15 protein-coding genes and 1 tRNA gene are annotated in these 17,123 nt (G+C 37.4%); 12 read left to right on the top strand and 4 right to left on the bottom strand.

The genetic code is table 11. The annotated features are described in order from the left end of the window. The first annotated feature begins 52 nt into the window (after positions 1 to 52). The 3 genes from rpsF to rplI are packed head-to-tail and all read left to right on the top strand — an operon-like array spanning position 53 to position 1,158. Entirely contained in the window at positions 53 to 424 is a 372-nt protein-coding gene (gene rpsF, locus HMJ38_RS04090; RefSeq protein WP_194973097.1) for a 30S ribosomal protein S6, read from the top strand. After that, positions 421 to 672 carry a 30S ribosomal protein S18 gene (gene rpsR, locus HMJ38_RS04085; protein WP_009035688.1) on the top strand — a complete coding sequence of 84 codons (252 nt, stop codon included), beginning with the start codon at positions 421 to 423 and terminating at the stop codon, positions 670 to 672. The genes rpsF and rpsR overlap by 4 nt, the downstream gene beginning before the upstream one ends. Positions 673 to 714: 42 nt before the next feature. After that, positions 715 to 1,158 carry a 50S ribosomal protein L9 gene (gene rplI / locus HMJ38_RS04080; protein WP_194973096.1) on the top strand — a complete coding sequence of 148 codons (444 nt, stop codon included), beginning with the start codon at positions 715 to 717 and terminating at the stop codon, positions 1,156 to 1,158. A gap of 73 nt (positions 1,159 to 1,231) precedes the next feature. Here rplI and HMJ38_RS04075 read toward each other — a convergent pair whose 3' ends face one another. Next, positions 1,232 to 1,480 carry a hypothetical protein gene (locus HMJ38_RS04075; protein ID WP_194973095.1) on the bottom strand — a complete coding sequence of 83 codons (249 nt, stop codon included), beginning with the start codon at positions 1,478 to 1,480 and terminating at the stop codon, positions 1,232 to 1,234. A 194-nt stretch (positions 1,481 to 1,674) separates the two neighbouring features. Between HMJ38_RS04075 and trhA the strand changes: the two genes are divergently transcribed. Together trhA and HMJ38_RS04065 are read left to right on the top strand one after the other, a co-directional pair. Further along, positions 1,675 to 2,313: a PAQR family membrane homeostasis protein TrhA gene (gene trhA / locus HMJ38_RS04070; protein ID WP_194973094.1), complete on the top strand. Its 639-nt coding sequence runs from the start codon at positions 1,675 to 1,677 to the stop codon at positions 2,311 to 2,313. Positions 2,314 to 2,450: 137 nt separating this feature from the next. Continuing rightward, positions 2,451 to 2,523, top strand: a tRNA-Gln gene (locus tag HMJ38_RS04065). A gap of 213 nt (positions 2,524 to 2,736) precedes the next feature. Here HMJ38_RS04065 and HMJ38_RS04060 read toward each other — a convergent pair. Then, the gene (locus HMJ38_RS04060; protein WP_194973093.1) at positions 2,737 to 3,270 is read right to left on the bottom strand and encodes a hypothetical protein; all 534 of its coding nucleotides are present in this window, start codon (positions 3,268 to 3,270) and stop codon (positions 2,737 to 2,739) included. Positions 3,271 to 3,952: 682 nt separating this feature from the next. On the opposite strand from HMJ38_RS04060, the gene HMJ38_RS04055 reads away from it, so the two are divergent. The 3 genes from HMJ38_RS04055 (at position 3,953) to HMJ38_RS04045 (ending at position 8,668) form a co-directional block, all read left to right on the top strand. Then, positions 3,953 to 5,515 carry a PKD domain-containing protein gene (locus HMJ38_RS04055; RefSeq protein ID WP_194973092.1) on the top strand — a complete coding sequence of 521 codons (1,563 nt, stop codon included), beginning with the start codon at positions 3,953 to 3,955 and terminating at the stop codon, positions 5,513 to 5,515. Between the two features lie 83 nt (positions 5,516 to 5,598). Then, positions 5,599 to 8,277, top strand: a complete 2,679-nt coding sequence (locus HMJ38_RS04050) for a ligand-binding sensor domain-containing protein (RefSeq protein ID WP_194973091.1) — start codon at positions 5,599 to 5,601, stop codon at positions 8,275 to 8,277. After that, positions 8,264 to 8,668: a response regulator gene (locus HMJ38_RS04045; RefSeq protein WP_194973090.1), complete on the top strand. Its 405-nt coding sequence runs from the start codon at positions 8,264 to 8,266 to the stop codon at positions 8,666 to 8,668. The genes HMJ38_RS04050 and HMJ38_RS04045 overlap by 14 nt, the downstream gene beginning before the upstream one ends. A 278-nt stretch (positions 8,669 to 8,946) precedes the next feature. On the opposite strand, the gene HMJ38_RS04040 is transcribed toward HMJ38_RS04045, so the two are convergent. Both HMJ38_RS04040 and HMJ38_RS04035 read right to left on the bottom strand, forming a co-directional pair. Next, on the bottom strand, positions 8,947 to 9,171 hold the full coding sequence (locus HMJ38_RS04040; protein WP_194973089.1) for a hypothetical protein: 225 nt from the start codon (positions 9,169 to 9,171) through the stop codon (positions 8,947 to 8,949). Positions 9,172 to 9,196: 25 nt separating this feature from the next. Beyond that, entirely contained in the window at positions 9,197 to 9,457 is a 261-nt protein-coding gene (locus HMJ38_RS04035) for a hypothetical protein (RefSeq protein ID WP_194973088.1), read from the bottom strand. Positions 9,458 to 9,568: 111 nt separating this feature from the next. Between HMJ38_RS04035 and HMJ38_RS04030 the strand changes: the two genes are divergently transcribed. The 4 genes from HMJ38_RS04030 (at position 9,569) to HMJ38_RS04015 (ending at position 16,996) form a co-directional block, all read left to right on the top strand. Next, the gene (locus tag HMJ38_RS04030; RefSeq protein ID WP_194973087.1) at positions 9,569 to 10,195 is read left to right on the top strand and encodes a Crp/Fnr family transcriptional regulator; all 627 of its coding nucleotides are present in this window, start codon (positions 9,569 to 9,571) and stop codon (positions 10,193 to 10,195) included. 66 nt (positions 10,196 to 10,261) lie between these two features. After that, positions 10,262 to 10,972 carry an outer membrane beta-barrel protein gene (locus HMJ38_RS04025; RefSeq protein WP_194973086.1) on the top strand — a complete coding sequence of 237 codons (711 nt, stop codon included), beginning with the start codon at positions 10,262 to 10,264 and terminating at the stop codon, positions 10,970 to 10,972. 220 nt (positions 10,973 to 11,192) lie between these two features. Beyond that, positions 11,193 to 15,692 (top strand): endonuclease/exonuclease/phosphatase family protein, encoded by a 4,500-nt coding sequence (locus HMJ38_RS04020; protein ID WP_194973085.1) that lies wholly within the window; start codon positions 11,193 to 11,195, stop codon positions 15,690 to 15,692. A 170-nt stretch (positions 15,693 to 15,862) separates the two neighbouring features. Continuing rightward, positions 15,863 to 16,996 (top strand): 1-acyl-sn-glycerol-3-phosphate acyltransferase, encoded by a 1,134-nt coding sequence (locus HMJ38_RS04015; protein ID WP_194973084.1) that lies wholly within the window; start codon positions 15,863 to 15,865, stop codon positions 16,994 to 16,996. The last annotated feature ends 127 nt before the right edge of the window (positions 16,997 to 17,123 follow it).

Here is a 17,123-nt window from a genome sequence, read left to right as displayed (position 1 = left end):
AATTCCTCTACTTTTGCGGTCTGTTTAAAAAAAACAAAGCAAATAAATAATTATGTTCCAGAAAAATTATGAGACGGTATTCATCCTTACTCCCGTTTTGTCTGATGTTCAGATGAAGGATACCGTAGACAAGTTCATTAACTTGTTAAAAACTGAGGGGGCAGAAATCATCAATGTTGAAAATTGGGGCCTTAAGAAAATGGCTTACCCAATTGAGAAAAAAAGTACTGGTTTTTACGTATTAGCAGAATTTCTCGCAGCTCCAACTTTAATCAAAAAATTCGAAGTTGAATTGAGAAGAGATGAAAAAGTAATGCGATTCCTGACTACTGCTCTTGATAAACATGCAATTGTTTATGGAGAAAGAAGAAGAAAAGGTGAATTTAACAAGAAAACAGAAGCTAAGGAGGAGCCAGCACAATGACACTAAGGAATGAACCGATCAATCGAGTAGAAAACAGAAAAAAATACTGTAGATTCAAAAAGCACGGGATCAAATACATTGATTACAAAGACCCTAACTTCCTTTTGAAATTCGTCAATGAACAAGGGAAAATCCTTCCTAGAAGATTGACTGGTAACTCAGCCAAATATCAAAGAAAAGTGGCCAATGCCATTAAAAAGGCAAGACACTTGGCATTGTTGCCTTTCGTGACTGACGGTTTGAAATAATCCGTTCTTGTTCAATTCATTCATATTTAACATTGTACGACGATGGAAATTATTCTTAAAACAGACATAAAAGGACTTGGATATAAAAATGACATGGTAGATGTCAAGCCAGGTTATGGTAGAAATTACCTGATCCCGCAAGGCTATGCAGTGCTGGCTACAGGTTCAAACAAGAAGATTCTTGCTGAAAATATCAAACAGGCTGCACACAAAGCAGAAAAAATCAAAACAGAAGCTGAAAACGTTGCAGAAAAGCTTTCTGAAATGACCTTGGAAATCAAAGCAAAAATCGGTGATTCCGGTAAAATTTTCGGTAAAGTAACCACACTTCAGATATCTGATGCACTAGCTTCCAACGGTATAGACATCGATAGAAAGAAAATCTCCATCAATGTTCCTGTTCAGGGTGCCGGAGAGTTTGAAGCTGAAGTAGACCTTCATCGAGAAGTGAAAAGCTTAGTAAAATTTGTAGTTGTAGGAGAATAATTCACCTCAACGCTGTAAACAAAAAAGGCTTTCAAATTGAAAGCCTTTTTTGTTTAAAATTCTAATCAGAAGATTAATTAAGAGCTATTTTCTCCAAATCTTCAACCAGTTTTTTGGCAACAGCCTTGCTGTTTTGCTCTCTCTTAGCTTTTAGAAGATCCAAAGCCTTTTTGCTTTTTTCGATAACTCCAGCAGGATTGTTGTCTGCTACATAGCTATTCCAGCACCAAGAAAGCTCTGCATGAAGCTTCTCATCTAATTTCAATTTTTCAAGCTTCTCTAATGTTGAAACAATTGTTTTTTCAGAAATTTTAACTGACATAATATTATTAATTTTGGTTTAAATTCGATTTCTTCTTTGTCTTAAATCCAGCACAAAACAAAAGTAAATTTTCCATAAATACAAAATAATGAGATGTTTAGTAATATAAATTCAAAATTCAATCGATTTCGTTAGCATTATTTGGTTAATTTTTTTTAAGTTATATTTATAGTTAAGAATTTTAGTGAAAAATTATGGAAAGAAAGCAGAGTCTTCAAGAGGAATTTGCCAATAGTATTACACATGGATTTGGTATTTTATTCAGTGTGATAGCAATTGCTTTGTTGGTAACATTCTCTGTCCTCAATGGAGACACCCTTCATATTGTCAGCTGCAGCCTTTTTGGAGGGTCTATCCTATTGTTGTATACCTTTTCCACCCTTTACCATGCAACACAGCAAGAAACCATTAAATCATGGCTGAGAACCTTCGACCATATCGGTATATATTTTCTGATCGCAGGTACATATACTCCATTTTTACTTCTAGGGGTACAAGGCACCTATGGTTGGGTATTTTTTGGAATTATTTGGGGGCTGACTGCATTTGGTGTAGTCTTCAAAATATTTTATACGCATAGATTCCCAAAAGCTTCATTGATACTATACCTAGCTATGGGGTGGATGGCTGTATTTTTGGTGAGGCCCTTATTGGAAACACTCTCTACTCCTACCCTCACCATGATTGCCGCAGGGGGTATCAGCTACACCATAGGCACCATTTTCTATGTCCGTCAAAAAATGAGGTTTGCCCATATGATATGGCATTTATTTGTTTTGGCAGGTACCATACTCCATTTTATTGCTATCATGTACATGATAACTGGTAAATAATTTTCCACTTTTATCTCTGACTTTAAAGCAATTAAAATGTTTAGTCAAAAATCTTACAAATCAGACTTGGATAAAAAAGAAAGTACCCCTACATTTGTGGCACCTTAAAAGAAGGGAATAGTAAAACAATCCAAAATTGACCGATGGTGTAACTGGCAACACGTCTGATTTTGGTTCAGAAGAGTCCAGGTTCGAGCCCTGGTCGGTCAACAATTGTAAAGTCCAAGTTCTGATGAACTTGGACTTTTTTGTTATTAGCAATTCTGATGGAAAGAGATTTAAGATAAGCAACACCAAGACCATCCAAAAAGAAAGTACCATGAAGATTTTTTTCCAGATACAGATTTCTACTATAATGGTAATTGATGCTCGTCAATCAGATGCCGAGTGTGCTATTTCCCAATTGCTTGATAGTTTTTGAATTTAATTTATCCTTTTATAATTTGCAGAAACATCGTCTAAGCTCCTTTGGATTTCATTTCGAAGTTCTTGAATATTCAGTGAATCAAGGGTCGTGTTTGAAACTTCGATTTCTCTATTATCAGGGGTCATTAAATGTGCTCTAGCTTTTAGCGAGCCTTCCTCAGAAAAGTATACGATCCGATATTGATGACCTTCCCATGGTTTCCATGATTCTGCACCTGAATTTTGAGCATTGATATGATTGAAAGACGAATTGGATATAGCTTCTAAATTACGGTCCTCCCTAAATTTTACCCAGTCTTCCTCACCAAAATCCTGAATAACAACAAATTCCCCATCATCATCCATATTACTGAAACTATCTAATTGGCGATTATCTTGATCTCTTGGGATTTCGATATTGGTAGGATCATGATCATTGTTTAACTGTTCGGTGTCCTTAGATCCCAAGGAATTAGGGTCACAGCCAAAGATGATCATACCGATCACAGCTAAATAGATTATTCTAAGTGGTTGTTGATTTAATTTTAACATAACAATTTATTTAGTCTTCAATGATTTACAGACCTATTCTGTTTTCATTATTACAAAGACCAAAATTATTCCATTTAAAACATTGAAATCGGGTGAATCAAAATTCAAAAAATCAGAAGTGAAATTACATCGATCTAATAACCGTACAATACATCTAATAGCACAATGATGTAAAAACAGATTGGTTAAAGGAAAAAAAAATCGAAGACCAACTTAGATTATTTTTAAAAACAACTGTTACCAATGTACCCCATCTGAAAACCAAATTGTTACATCACATTGTTAAAAAACGATTTTTTTTATTCATATCACCTAGCTTATCCTATTTCAAGCTATTCGGGAATTTGTGCTACCCTCACAAATTAACCTAAAAAAGCCAACTATGTGATATTCAGCTATGATTACATGGACTTATGTAACAGCGATATTTGGCTAAAGAATTTTTTTTTTAAAAAATATTTTACAAACGGTATATCCGCTTCAAGTCTTTTATTTTGGATTACTTGATCAGTTAAATGTCATTTGGCACAAGATGAAACCTAAGCTTATAGTGAATTGGTTAAAGCGGATAAAATTGCCTTTTTTTTAATGGTTTTGATGTTATATTTATATCATTAACACCCAGTTATAACATTGCTAAGAAGAATCACCCCATTTTTCCGGCAATACAAATCTTAAGAAAATGAAAACCAAACTGACCATCATTTTAGCTTTGGGATTACATTTCATATTGCCGATACATCAGGCTTTTGCACAAAGTTGTACCCAAAATAATATTGTTGCAGAAAGTTTTACTTTGCGTGACGCAAATGGCAACCCTTTTTCACCCAATGATGATTATGAAATCGGAGATGCAGTGACAGGGCAGATATTTGTGACTTTTTCGGGTAGTTCGACCAATGCTTATTCTTTAAAAACCACCTATGATGTCTATATTAATGGGGTGTTAACTGTCACCCAAGGGTACGCCTGTCTGTTTAACCAGCAAAAAGTTGCTCTCGACACTCCTGTATTTGTCAATAATTTTACTTGGAATTGGGGAGATGTCGTAGAGGTGAGGAATGTCTATGTTCGGTGGTCAACTAACAGCAACTCTACCTGTTCTGAAGTCAGTGATGGCAATTCACAATGTTATTATAGTGCAGATGGATTTGTCGCAGCTGTGCCCTTGTTTCCTGAATTCAGTTATGTAGCTTCTTATTGCGATCCCCTAGTACAGTTCAATGACCTTACTGTAGGTGGATATTCACCCTATAGTTTTGCTTGGGATTTTGATGGATTGGGAATTTCTACCGTTCAAAACCCCTCCTTTAGTTTTCCTCAACCGGGAAGTTATGAGGTAACGCTTACTACTACTGACAATAGCGGGACTGTGAGGGCAGTAACCCAAACAGTCACCATACCGGTGTTTGATATTCAGGTTGAGATAACCCCTAGCAAAATCAATTCAAATAATGGTTCCATAAAAGTTGATGTCAGTGGGGGAAATGCTCCGTATTCAATTGCATGGCAAAGTGACCCATCAGGATATTCAGGTTCAGTATCAGGGATAGACAGTTCTTATACCATCAACAATCTCCCTTCAGGAAACTATTCAATTACTGTTACCGACGCTATAGGATGTACTGTTACAGAAAATTACTTTTTGGAGTGGTCCTCGATTCTATCACAGAAGTGGGATTCATTCGAAGCCAAATTGAGTCAAAATAATCGGAGTGTCAAGATCGAATGGATTACAACTTTGGAAAAATATCCCTGTAAATATTATATCGAAAGATCCATAGAAGGTATCTCAAATTTTAAAGATCTAGGTAGTGTAAAAGGCTATGGTTACAATGAAGGTAGTGGAGTGTATGAATTTTTGGACCGTCACTTGCCTGCTATAGGCGGACGTGTCTACTACAGAATCAGGACCGAGGATGTCAATGATAAAGTCTATTTGAGCAAGGTTATTTCTATTTTGGTACCGGAACAAATAGAACAGAGAGAATCTGAATGGTTGGCCTACCCCAATCCAATAGCAGGAAATAGTCTGACCTTAAAATTTCAAGGCTTGCCAAGTAATCCAGACAATCAAGTTCAGATTTTCATTTCCTCCATTACCGGAAGTTTGCATAAATCAGTGTCAGTCAATCGACAAACAATAGTTTTGGATGAAATCATCAAGGATTTGCCAAAGGGTATTTTATTGGTTGAAATCATAGATGGTTACAAAAAGGAAACCATAAGAGTTGTAAAAAAATAATACCTGTATCGAATAATGGGGAAAATGAAATCTAGATTTGATTCTATCACCACCTAACTCTTCAATAAAAGCTTTTAATCTGTATGAAAAGTAAATCTTCCTTATCCTTAAGGGTTATATTACTCGTACTTCACCTAAATTATTTTGGTTTAGAGAACTCATATGGCCAAAAATGGGAACAAATTGAAAAAGAAACAATTTTTGTACAGACGGATTGGGACAATTCCAATGGACTTCCAGTAAATACTGTATTTAGAACAGTGCAAGACAAAAATGGATTTATTTGGATGGCAACCGAAGAAGGGCTTGTAAGGTTTGATGGTAGGACATTTAAGATTTTTGACCATAGGAATACTTCCCAAATCCAAACTGCAACATTCACCGATTTAATTCTTTCGAAAAAAGGAGGCATATATGCCGCTAATTCCATTGCATTGGTTTATGCCGAATTCAACGACTTTAAGGTATTTACCAACACAGAAGACCTGGGAACTTTTAGATTTACTGCAATTACGGAAACCGCTACAGGTAAAATATTTTTAGGAACACAAAACGGTAATTTGATTCTATTCGACGGTCAGGACTTCAGGCAAATCAATTCCCCTGAAAATTTTAAAATCGGATATATTCGGGAATTGATTGCCTTTGAAGATCAAATCCTCATTGGTGGATTAAATGGTTTTTATTCCTTTGATATGAGTTCAGGCAAATTCTCTTCCTATGAGCTTTTGACCAATCAAGATGTCAGGACTATTGCTGTTTCAACTGACAGGAAAATCTACATTGGGACAAGGCTTCATGGATTATACGTCTTGGAAAATGAAAACGTGAAAAAGGTTGAATTACCAACTAATTCGGGTTTCAAAAATATTACTGCACTTCAACATTCTACTATAGATGGTGGGATATGGATTGGTACAAGTGCTAATGGGATATATAAGATTCTTGATGATCAGTTGATTTCTTTTCCCAATATCGACTCATCTATGAATGAGATATGGGACATTTATGAAGATAATCAAAATGCCATTTGGATCAGTGGTCTGGGGATTGGTATTTCCAGGTTTGGAAAAAGCAATGTTGAAGTCATTGATGCAAAAGTAGGACTAAGCCACAGTGTCATCCTTACCACATTCCAAGACAGTGAAAAAGGGATATGGCTCGGCACTCCAGGAGGTGGTCTGAACCGGGTCACTGACGATGGGGTCATGAAGTTTTCAACACAAAATGGCTTAAGCCACGACCTTGTCTTGAGTATTGCACAAAGGGGTGATTATATCTACGTAGGAACTGGAAATGGATTGAATAAAATACACTTGCCCTCTTTGAAAATTGAGAAGGTTTACCATAGGCAAGATGGAATATTGGAGGGTGTAATTTATTCCTTGATGAAGGATTCAAAGGATAACATTTGGATCGGAACCATCAATGGCATTCTTCAGAAGCTAACTCCTGATGAAGAATTGAAAACCATCCAACTTGAAAGTGAGCTTATCAATGCTGAGATCATTTTTGGAATGGAAGATTCAAAAGGTGTCTTATGGTTTGGAACATATGGGAACGGTTTTTTCAGTGTAGATGAGGATGAAAACATTATGCATTTCCCTATCCACGAGAAAGCCCCCTCCCAAATGGCTACAGGTATTTGGGAAGACCCTGAGGGGGACTTGTGGATAGGAACTCCCGACGGTTTGCTTTCTTATACCAATGGAAAGTTTAAGATATTCGGGAAAAGCAATGGATTCCAATTTGAAACCATCTACAAAATGATTGCCGATGAAGATGGAATGTTATGGATAACTGGAAATCATGGAATTCAAGCGATGACTATCAGCCACTTGATGGTTCTTAAAAAATCAGATGACAAGGATTATAGGATTTCAACTACTCTAATCGATAAATCAGATGGCTTGTTGAATAATGAGTTTAATGGTGGCTTTCATCCTTCAGGCTGGAAATTGGATAACGGAAAAATCATATTCCCAAGTATGGAAGGGGCTATTATTGTGGATCCTCAAAACCTCAAAGCTCGCAGGGAAGTATCTGTCCCCTACATTGAAACTTTAAAATATGGGAACAATGAAATTGATTTTAAAAAAAATATCGAAGTACCACCTGGGATGACTTTTTTCAATATTAAATACGGAAATATAGAATTTGAAAAGCCACTTGCAATAAAATATTTTTATCGAATTAGAGAATTGGGTAATAATTGGATTGATAATGACAATAGAAATGTGGCCTATTTCTCAGGTTTACCACCCGGTAATTATGAGTTTCAGGTCAAATCCGAACAATTTGGAGAGTCTTCTGAAATTGCCTCAGTCAATTTTTCTGTAAAAGCATTTTTTTACCAAACGATATGGTTCAAAATTATTGGTTTAATCTCCATTTTTGTTTTGGGATATTTTGTCAAAACTTTGATAACCAATAAAAGAAATAAATTGGAATTGGAAGGTAAAATAAAATCACAGACAAGAGATCTGGAGCTCAAAAACCTCAGTCTCACCAAAGCCTTGGATAATGTAGAAAAACACAATAAACTGTTAGAAGATGTGGCTTGGACCCAATCCCACCAATTTAGGGGCCCCCTTTCAAAAATCATAGGAATGATTAGGGCTTTGAAGAATTATGAAAACTACCAAAATGTGAAACTCGATAAGCATGAAATTATGGAGGAGATTGAGGCTAGTTCTTTGGAGTTGGACAGAATTTTACGTGAATTAAATTCAAAATTGGAGAAGCAATATGAAAAACAATGAGAGAAATTTACCTGTCATTATTGTTGATGATGAACCGGGAATATTATTTCTTCATGAATTGATGGTGTCAGAAAGTAACCTGACAGATCAGATTTTCACATTTTCCAATCCCAAAGAAGGATTGGATTTTATAGTTAAATTATCAAATGACATCAACCCCATATTGGTCATTTTGGATATCAATATGCCTACCTTAAATGGCTGGGATATCTTGGACAAACTTGACAAATTAAATATACCTTCTCATGTCAATGTGATTATGGCCACTTCCTCTATTCATCAATCAGATAAAGATAAAAGTTCACACTACAAGAGAGTGAAAATGTTTTTTGAAAAACCAATTGATCTGGATGATTGCAATAGGATAAAGGCTGAACTTTTGCAATCATAGCAGTTAATAATTTTGATTGCTTAAATCCTTTCCTGGATAAAATTCACGCTATATTGTAATCCTTCCTTTTTACTTTTCTGTCAATTAAATCCCTAGAGGTTGGAAAGACCTCTAGGGAATTAATTCCTGACCTTGGGATTCTAAAAGCAATTATTCCCAAAGGTCTTTTTTTGCAGCGCAATTAAACATGGTGTTCTCAAAGATCACAAGGATTGAGCAAAAGTACGGATTTGTAAATACAAACGTATTCTGAATTTCAAACCTGTTCGAACTCAACTTTAATGTTTGTTAATATATCTTTTATTAAAATACCGTAAACCCACATACCATAACAACATCAAGATTACCATAAAATATTTATCACTTGAATCCACCATGGTATAGTCTTCTGATCTAAAGAACAACACTATTTCCAAAGAAATAAGGACTATCCCACACACCAGAAATATATAGGAAAGGATGTTGATAAATGGATAAGCTGAATTGTATTTTGACTTCTTCATTTCAATTTTTATTTATTCCTGACAATTATTTCAGACTCATTTCAAAATCCTTTCCTCTGAGATTAGCTGCCATCCATTTTAGGATTAAAAACAAGATCAATCCATTAAGGCCAAATAAAAGGGCATTTTCTACCAGAAAATCAAATTTTTCAAGAAGGTCCAATTTTGACTGAACTTTGAAAAAATCATACAGGCCGGAAAACAGCCTCAATATTCCGCCAAAGAGCAACAGGTAAGCAATCACATATAGCCCTTTTAGGCTTCCGAATGTAAATTGAATTTTCATTTTCATTAAGTTTGGTTTGTTTTACAAAGGTATGCGACCTAAAACCGCCAAAAATTGACCTATGTTAAGTTAATCCTTAACTTGTAAATCAAACTGAACCTCAATTCCTTCATGGATAGAACACTTTCGGAAGATGAGTACGAACAACATTTATATGCAGCAAGGGAGCTTTTGTATGATTACCTCCCTTTGACTGATGAACAATGGGAAGTGTTCAAGCAGGGATTCAAAATCAGAAAGTATAGTAAGGGTGACTATATAATAAATGAGGGTGAAACTGAAAGGTACCTATCTATTGTAATCCAAGGCCTAACGAGGCATTTTATTTTGGTAAAAGGAGAGGAAAAGTCATTTGATTTTTCTTTCCAACACGAATTCAATTGTTCCTATTCCAGTTTTATCCAACAAAGCCCTTCCATGTTCTTTATAGAAGCATTGGAAGATTGCATACTTGCCTCATTACCCTATACATTTTTACAACACCTCTATGAACAATTTCCCGAGAGCAATAAATTTGGCAGAACAGCTGTGGAACAATATTACATTTGGCGTGAACAAAGAGAAATCTCACTTCTGACAGATTCTGCCAGTGAGCGGTATTTGAAGCTGATGCAGAAATACCCCGTGTATTTGGAACAGGTCCCTTTAAAATATCTTGCCTCCTACCTCAACATCAAACCTGAATCCTTGAGTAGGATCAGAAAAAAGTTAATGGCGCAAAAAAAGAAACGTTCTTAACCTAGGTCAATTTTTACCTCCTCATCTTCCCCCAATTTTGTACCTGTAAATCAATGAGGTACAATTATGAAAACACAAACTATCAAAAAAAATCTACTAAGCATCTTGATTTTATTGGCCACTTTCAATGTAGAGGCCCAGGAAATGCGTAAAAATTCAAAAAAACCTTACAAATCCCAAACCTACTTTAGCTTTGGCGCAGGGGTTAGTTTCCTGCAAGGTGTCTCTGAAAATTTCTATCAAGATAGTCACAGCAATGTCCAAATAGGTCTCATGAAGGAATTACCATTCAACAAAAGGCTTTCATTCATTACAGGCTTGGAACTGGAGAGATTGACCTATAATCTCGACTTTTATCCGGTTTTGGATGAAAACAGGAATAATTTCATCCAAGCGCCGGATGGAATTAAATATACTCGTGTGTTTCAAAATAGTCTTAACCTTTCTGCACAGACCAGAATTTATTTTAGGGAAAACAGCAGTAAACAAACCTCAAATATTTTTCTTCAAACAGGATTAAGAGGGGGCTATAACTTCAGCACAACTTTTGGTTACAGAGAAAACAATGAAAACCAAACCATTAACTTGTCAGAAGTGGCCAGTCCATTAAACCTTCAAGCAGAACTGATGATTGGATTTAAGGGTGATTATTTCAAAAAACTGGAAATCCTAAATGCCTCAACTTTTGGGCTCACCTACCAATTTAACTCCCCTTTGACTGCGGGAAATGTTGACAATATCAGACCAATCAATCTGACTTGGAGGTTTTTATTTTAATATTCAATCGAATCATAAAATAATAGATTTGCAAAGTTCCACTGAGTAATCAGTGGAATTTTCATTTCCATACCTTTCAGATACATTGGAAGCTGACTTTACTCACCAATAAACCCAAAACCAACCAACAATTTTTTAACATTCTAATAACAATCTCATTCCTCTTTTGGCTTATAGAAGGGCTAATTTTAGAATTAGTTCAAATCAATTTTAAAAATTCATGAAACAACCTTTACTTAAAAAATTACTTACTGTCGCTTTAATGGTCTTTGGGCTATTTAATGTACAGGCCCAAACTTTGGCCTCCTGGAATTTTGCAGGTGAACCAGGCAATCAGGAATTTACAGCAGGTACTGGAAGTACCAACGTAATTCCCTTGAACTTAACACGGGGAGCAGATATTACGGCTACCACAGCGGGCAATTCCATCAGTTCTGCAGGTTGGGATGCGGGAGAAAACAGGTACTTCAGTTTTGGAATAACCATTGATGAAGGTTTTCAGGCCAAACTTTCCAAACTGATTATAGGAACCCGTTCTTCAGGAACAGGTCCGGGAGAAATGGCCTTAACCTATAGCATGGATGGTTTTACCAACAATCTTGCGACATGGGTACAGGTGGGTACAAATTTTAATAACCAAGAAATTGACCTGTCCGCTTTGCCCCTATTGACAGAAAATGTTGAATTCAGAATTGTAAGTTCAAGCAATGTTTCAGCAAATGGCGGCACAGTTTCGACTACAGGAACCTTTAGGGTCACTAATTTTTTCCCGGGTGATTTGGCAGTGAGTTTAAATGGGGAAGTTACTCCTATCAATGACCCCGATCCAGAAACAGCAGCTACCCTAGCTCAGTGGGATTTTGCTGGGCAGCCGGGAAATCAGGAATTCACCGCAGGAACAGGAAGTATAAATATTGATGCGAAAAATTTCGGAAGAGGTACAGGAATAATACCTACAACAGCCAATAATTCAATAAGTGGCTCCAGTTGGAGCACTGAAGCGAATGATTATTTTACTTTTGGTATTACCATAGCGTCAGGATTTGAAGTGGAATTACAAAACCTTGTAATTGCTACAAGATCTTCAAATACTGGACCTGGCGATTTGTCCTTAAGATATAGTATTGATAATTTCGGCTCAGATTTGGCGCAATGGACCAATTCCGGATCCAATTTCTCCAATGAAACTTTAGACCTTTCCAATATAGGTCTGATATCAGGAGATGTAGAATTCAGAGTAGTTGCTACTAGCAATAGAGCTGCAAATAATAGCGAAATACAAACCGCAGGAACATTAAGGGTTGGAAACTTCTTTGTTTCATCTGGGAACTTCTTACCAGTCCAATTCAACGGAACAATCAGGGAGATTCCACCTTTAGAGCCTGAGGTCATACTCAATTATAATTTCACAGGTGAACCTGGAAATCAGATTTCTACCGGTGCAGAATTAGTGACAGATGGTTTGACTGCCTTAGATTTTGCTAGAGGCACTGACATTGGTCCTACAGGAGCCAATAACTCGATCAGTTCAAATGGATGGGATTCCGGAGCTGAAAGATTTTTCACTTTTGGTTTCACAGTAGCGCCGGACAAATTGGTTGACCTGAGCAATCTGAAATTAGGAACAAGATCATCCAATACAGGGCCTAAAAATCTCGCATTGAGATATAGCGGAGACAATTTCTCCAGCGATCTGGCAAATTGGGAGCAAATAGGGACAGCATTCAACAATCAGGAAATTGACCTATCCGTCTTAAAAAATCTATCTGGCAATGTTGAATTCAGAATTGTCAGTACTTCCGATGTATCTGCCAATGGCGGAACTGTCGCCTCAGGGGGCACTCTGAGAGTTACCAATTTCTTCCCCGATAATGTAGGCGTATCATTTGTTGGAATCGTCAAAAATGCATCGGGAGTAATTGTTCCTGGCATTAACCTTGATCCAAATACGCTGGATTTTGGAATGGTAACCATCAACGAAACAGCCCCTGTTTTGACCTATGAAATTACTGCCTCAAACCTTACTGCTGATATCATTATCAATAGTGAGGGACCATTTATCATTTCAGCAGATGGGGTGAATTTCCAAAACACTATCACAATTCCTGCAGGTCAATTCAATAATCCTGTTTCGATTTCTGTTGCTTTGGATTCAAGCGTTCCAGGTACTCTTTCATCAAACATTACTCATCAGACCAACGGTGCTGGTCCTGTAAATTTGACGGTTTCTGCCACGGTTGTTGATCCATTCAATATTTCGGAAGACTTCAATAACTCCTGCCCTGATGGATTACCTTCCGGTTGGACTTCGGTAAGCCTTTTGGGTGATCAGGAATGGGTTTGTACGGAGTTTGGCAGAGCGGGCACCAATGAGTTTGCAAATGCTCCTTTTGGGGTCCAAATGAATGGGTTTTTATCCGGCCCTGTATTGAATGAAGATTGGTTGATTAGCCCTGCCTATGACCTCTCGGAATTTGACTTCCCCATACTTACCTTCTGGTCGAGGGCAAACTTTGCGGGACCAAGATTACAGCTATTGGTATCTACAAATTATGTAGATGGAGATCCTGCTCAAGCTGATTGGACGGAATTGAATGATAGGTTTGCCACTTCCAATACATGGACTTTTTCCAAAGAAATTAACTTGGTTGGTTTCAAAAACAGTAATGTAAGAATTGCCTTTAAATACAGATCTTCCCCTGTGGAAGGAGCAACACGTTGGACCTTGGATGATTTCAACCTTAAAAATTCCGATGCCCCTCCTGCCCCTTTCTTGACCAATACTATTGGAAATGTAGATTACTGGCATTTTGGAATTATCCCTGTAGGGACAGTTTCTATTGCAACGAGAACCTTTAACTTCTCTCTTTCTGATGCCTTGGAACCTCTGACCATTAAGGCCGTGCCAGGATTTGAGTTTTCCAAAAACGGAAGTGATTTCTTCCAATCCTTGACATACGATCCAATAGAAGCTGCTGCCAATAATACTGTCACAGTAAGATTTGCACCGAATGACATGGGAGCATTTAGTGGTAACATTGCTTTTGAAAGCGGGGATATTATGATCCAAAGAGGGTTTGTCACCGGAGCGACAGTAGAAAGGGACAATACTTTTGATATTGTTACCTGGAACGTGGAGTGGTTTGGTTCTACCCAACCGCGACAGGGTCCAAACGATGTTGACCTTCAACTTCAAAATGTTAAAACCATCGTGGAAGATCTGGATGCTGATGTATATGCTTTCCAGGAAATTACAGGTTTGGATAAATTTAATGAGTTGGTGGAATTGTTGGAAGAATATGAAGCAGTAGTCTCCCCTGCCGCATCCCAAGGACCTGATGTCTTTGATGACGCCCAAAAATTGATTTTCCTTTACAAAAAAGAAGTTGTGGAATTGGTGAAAACCAGGGTGTTGCTGGAAGGCGTAAATCCTGAAGATTTGGTAGGGTATCCTTCAACCCCGGATAGATTCTGGGCAAGTGGTAGACTTCCGTTTATGATGGAAATAAAAGCGAATATTGATGGGATACAACAGAAATTCAATTTAGTCAACGTACACACCAGGTCTAACGGAGGTGGAGAAAGTGCTGCCAATCCAAGGTATGCCATGAGAAGATATGACGTGAATGTGCTGAAAGATTCTCTGGATTTTTATTATGGTGATGTTCCTTTGATTTTGTTTGGAGATTTTAATGATGATCTTGACGAGACTGTAGCCGATCAAACTGCCCCAACAGTAAATACATCAGAAACATCATTCATTAATTATATCAATGACCTTGAAAACTATATTCCTGTCACCCTAAGTCTAAGCAATGCCGGCTTGAGGACATTCCCTAGTTTTGAAGATGTGATAGATCACATGATCATTTCTGATGAACTGGAAAGCAATTGGATAGTCAACTCCGAGCGTGCTGTTGCTCCTTTCGACCTGATTACCAATTATCTTTCTACTACTTCAGACCATCTACCGGTCAAGGCAAGATTTAAACTCCGCTGCGATATTATAGCTGGACAGATTATAGCACCAAATGAAGTATGTGCGGAAAGTGAATTCAATCTTTTATTTGTAGGAGGAGAATTTACCAACATCGTGGCTTGGGAGATTTCAACGGATAACGGCATGACTTGGGAGCCCATTGAGGGATCTGATGGCAAGAATGAAATAACAATTTCTGCTATCAATGCTTCTGCATCATTTAGAGTCTTGATGGAATCTAATTTATGTTTTGCCTATTCTGATGTTTCCGAAACAGCGTTGGTTGAATTGCCTGAACCGGTCATCTATTTCGAAAGAGGATTGCTGAATACCATTCAAGGTGATTATACATACTATTGGTATAAAAATGATGTCCTTATTTCAACTACCACTGTCAATGCTACCAGGATACAAGGGGCCGGCAATTATGAAGTTGTCATAGAGAATGAATTGGGTTGCCAATCAATATCTGAGACATTCAGGTTCCCTCAACAAATGAGAAACAGTTCTGTCCGGGTATTCCCTAACCCTTCCAGTCATTTGGTTACAGTCATTGCCAAAAACACAGAAGGTTTAATCAATGTGGAATTGCTTTCATCCGCAGGTGTCAAAATCACCAGTAAAATAACGGATGAAGGATTTGTTGAATTTGATGTATCAGGTTTGTCAAAAGGCATTTACCTCATTGTAATTACTGATAGAAACGGTCATAGTACGGTCGAAAGACTTTTGGTAAAATAATATTCCTTTGGATCATTTTTTGAATAGAAGCTGTTCCCCTGGGACAGCTTCTGTTTTTTCAATATAAATTTACTCCTAAAAATAATCGCGTGGAAAAAATGTATCCATCTAAAAGAATCACCCTATTTGCCTAAAATTTACTTTCTTTGTACTTCATCAACCCAGCAAAAATGTCTCCATTTGAAGATATAAGACCGTACTACGACACAGAAGTCAATCAAGCCATCAAGGAAATCATTGACCAGCCGATGCTTAAGGCCATGATGAATTATACTTTTCCGGGTAAAAATGACGAATACTGGAAAGACCTTTTGCTGCATTGCCATTCAATCAGGGACTTCCAGATCAATTTTATCTATCCGGGAGTCAAAAGGGTTTTGGAAAGCAGTTCAAACGGATTGAGTACCTCGGGATTTGAAAAACTATCCAAAAACACTTCCTATCTCTTTATCTCCAATCACAGGGATATTATCCTTGATACTTCCCTGCTCAATACCTGTCTGTATGAGCATGGATTATCCATGACCACTTCTGCTATCGGTGACAACCTGGTCAAAAAACAATTTCTGAGAGCTTTGGCAAAGTTGACAAGAAACTTTATCATCAAAAGAGGACTTCCTTCCAGGGAATTGCTGGACAGTTCCAAGTTGATATCCGCGTATATAGGCAAATCACTTTTGAGGGAAAACAGGTCCGTATGGATAGCCCAAAGGGAAGGCCGGACCAAAGACGGGAATGACATGACCCATAAAGGTGTCCTCAAAATGATCGCCATGGCATCAGATCAGGGAGAAAGTCTATTAGATTATTTCAAAAAACTGAATGTTGTACCTGTCAGTATTTCCTATGAATATGATCCGACAGACATTTTGAAAATGCCCGAACTTCTGGCTAAAGCCCGTTCAGAATCCTATGTCAAAGGAGAAAATGAAGATTTCCACACTTTACTCAGCGGGATTTTAGGCCAAAAAAACCGGATACATATCCATATCGGGGATTTACTTACCGATCAGATAGACCAAATCAGTAAAAAAACCACGGGACCAGCCAAGCAATTGAAAGCCCTGGCAGACCTGATTGATGATCAAATTGTGTCCGGATACAAACTTTGGCCGACCAAGTACATCGCTTATGACCTGCTGTATCAAACTGATGAATTCAAGGATAAATATACTTCCGCTGAAAAAGCCTATTTTGAAGCAAGATTCCATAAAGGAGTGGATCAAAATGATTCCGTAGCAGTGGAAAATTTTCTGGCTATGTACGCCAACCCTGTAGTCAATCAAAAAAAACAGCGGTTCTAATTTGTTTAGAACAGGACTTGACTTGGAAAGGAGCGTTATATAATGGTATAACCTGAAAAAAAAATGTCCAGGTGTAAAAAGGGAAGTTTAAGGAGTTCAACCCAAGGTACCCATTATCAGAAGTTCA

The organism is Aquiflexum lacus, assembly GCF_015476655.1.
In the GTDB taxonomy this organism is placed as follows: Bacteria; Bacteroidota; Bacteroidia; order Cytophagales; family Cyclobacteriaceae; genus Aquiflexum; species Aquiflexum lacus.
Note: the sequence above shows the minus strand (reverse complement) of the source record. Positions and strands in the feature narration are given on the sequence as shown.

Excerpts from the sequence above, each read along its gene's own strand:
- rpsF (WP_194973097.1), top strand. The coding sequence starts at position 53 with ATGTTCCAGAAAAATTATGAGACGGTATTCATCCTTACTCCCGTTTTG.
- rpsR (WP_009035688.1), top strand. The coding sequence starts at position 421 with ATGACACTAAGGAATGAACCGATCAATCGAGTAGAAAACAGAAAAAAA.
- rplI (WP_194973096.1), top strand. The coding sequence starts at position 715 with ATGGAAATTATTCTTAAAACAGACATAAAAGGACTTGGATATAAAAAT.
- HMJ38_RS04075 (WP_194973095.1), bottom strand. The coding sequence starts at position 1,480 with ATGTCAGTTAAAATTTCTGAAAAAACAATTGTTTCAACATTAGAGAAG.
- trhA (WP_194973094.1), top strand. The coding sequence starts at position 1,675 with ATGGAAAGAAAGCAGAGTCTTCAAGAGGAATTTGCCAATAGTATTACA.
- HMJ38_RS04060 (WP_194973093.1), bottom strand. The coding sequence starts at position 3,270 with ATGTTAAAATTAAATCAACAACCACTTAGAATAATCTATTTAGCTGTG.
- HMJ38_RS04055 (WP_194973092.1), top strand. The coding sequence starts at position 3,953 with ATGAAAACCAAACTGACCATCATTTTAGCTTTGGGATTACATTTCATA.
- HMJ38_RS04050 (WP_194973091.1), top strand. The coding sequence starts at position 5,599 with ATGAAAAGTAAATCTTCCTTATCCTTAAGGGTTATATTACTCGTACTT.
- HMJ38_RS04045 (WP_194973090.1), top strand. The coding sequence starts at position 8,264 with ATGAAAAACAATGAGAGAAATTTACCTGTCATTATTGTTGATGATGAA.
- HMJ38_RS04040 (WP_194973089.1), bottom strand. The coding sequence starts at position 9,171 with ATGAAGAAGTCAAAATACAATTCAGCTTATCCATTTATCAACATCCTT.
- HMJ38_RS04035 (WP_194973088.1), bottom strand. The coding sequence starts at position 9,457 with ATGAAAATTCAATTTACATTCGGAAGCCTAAAAGGGCTATATGTGATT.
- HMJ38_RS04030 (WP_194973087.1), top strand. The coding sequence starts at position 9,569 with ATGGATAGAACACTTTCGGAAGATGAGTACGAACAACATTTATATGCA.
- HMJ38_RS04025 (WP_194973086.1), top strand. The coding sequence starts at position 10,262 with ATGAAAACACAAACTATCAAAAAAAATCTACTAAGCATCTTGATTTTA.
- HMJ38_RS04020 (WP_194973085.1), top strand. The coding sequence starts at position 11,193 with ATGAAACAACCTTTACTTAAAAAATTACTTACTGTCGCTTTAATGGTC.
- HMJ38_RS04015 (WP_194973084.1), top strand. The coding sequence starts at position 15,863 with ATGTCTCCATTTGAAGATATAAGACCGTACTACGACACAGAAGTCAAT.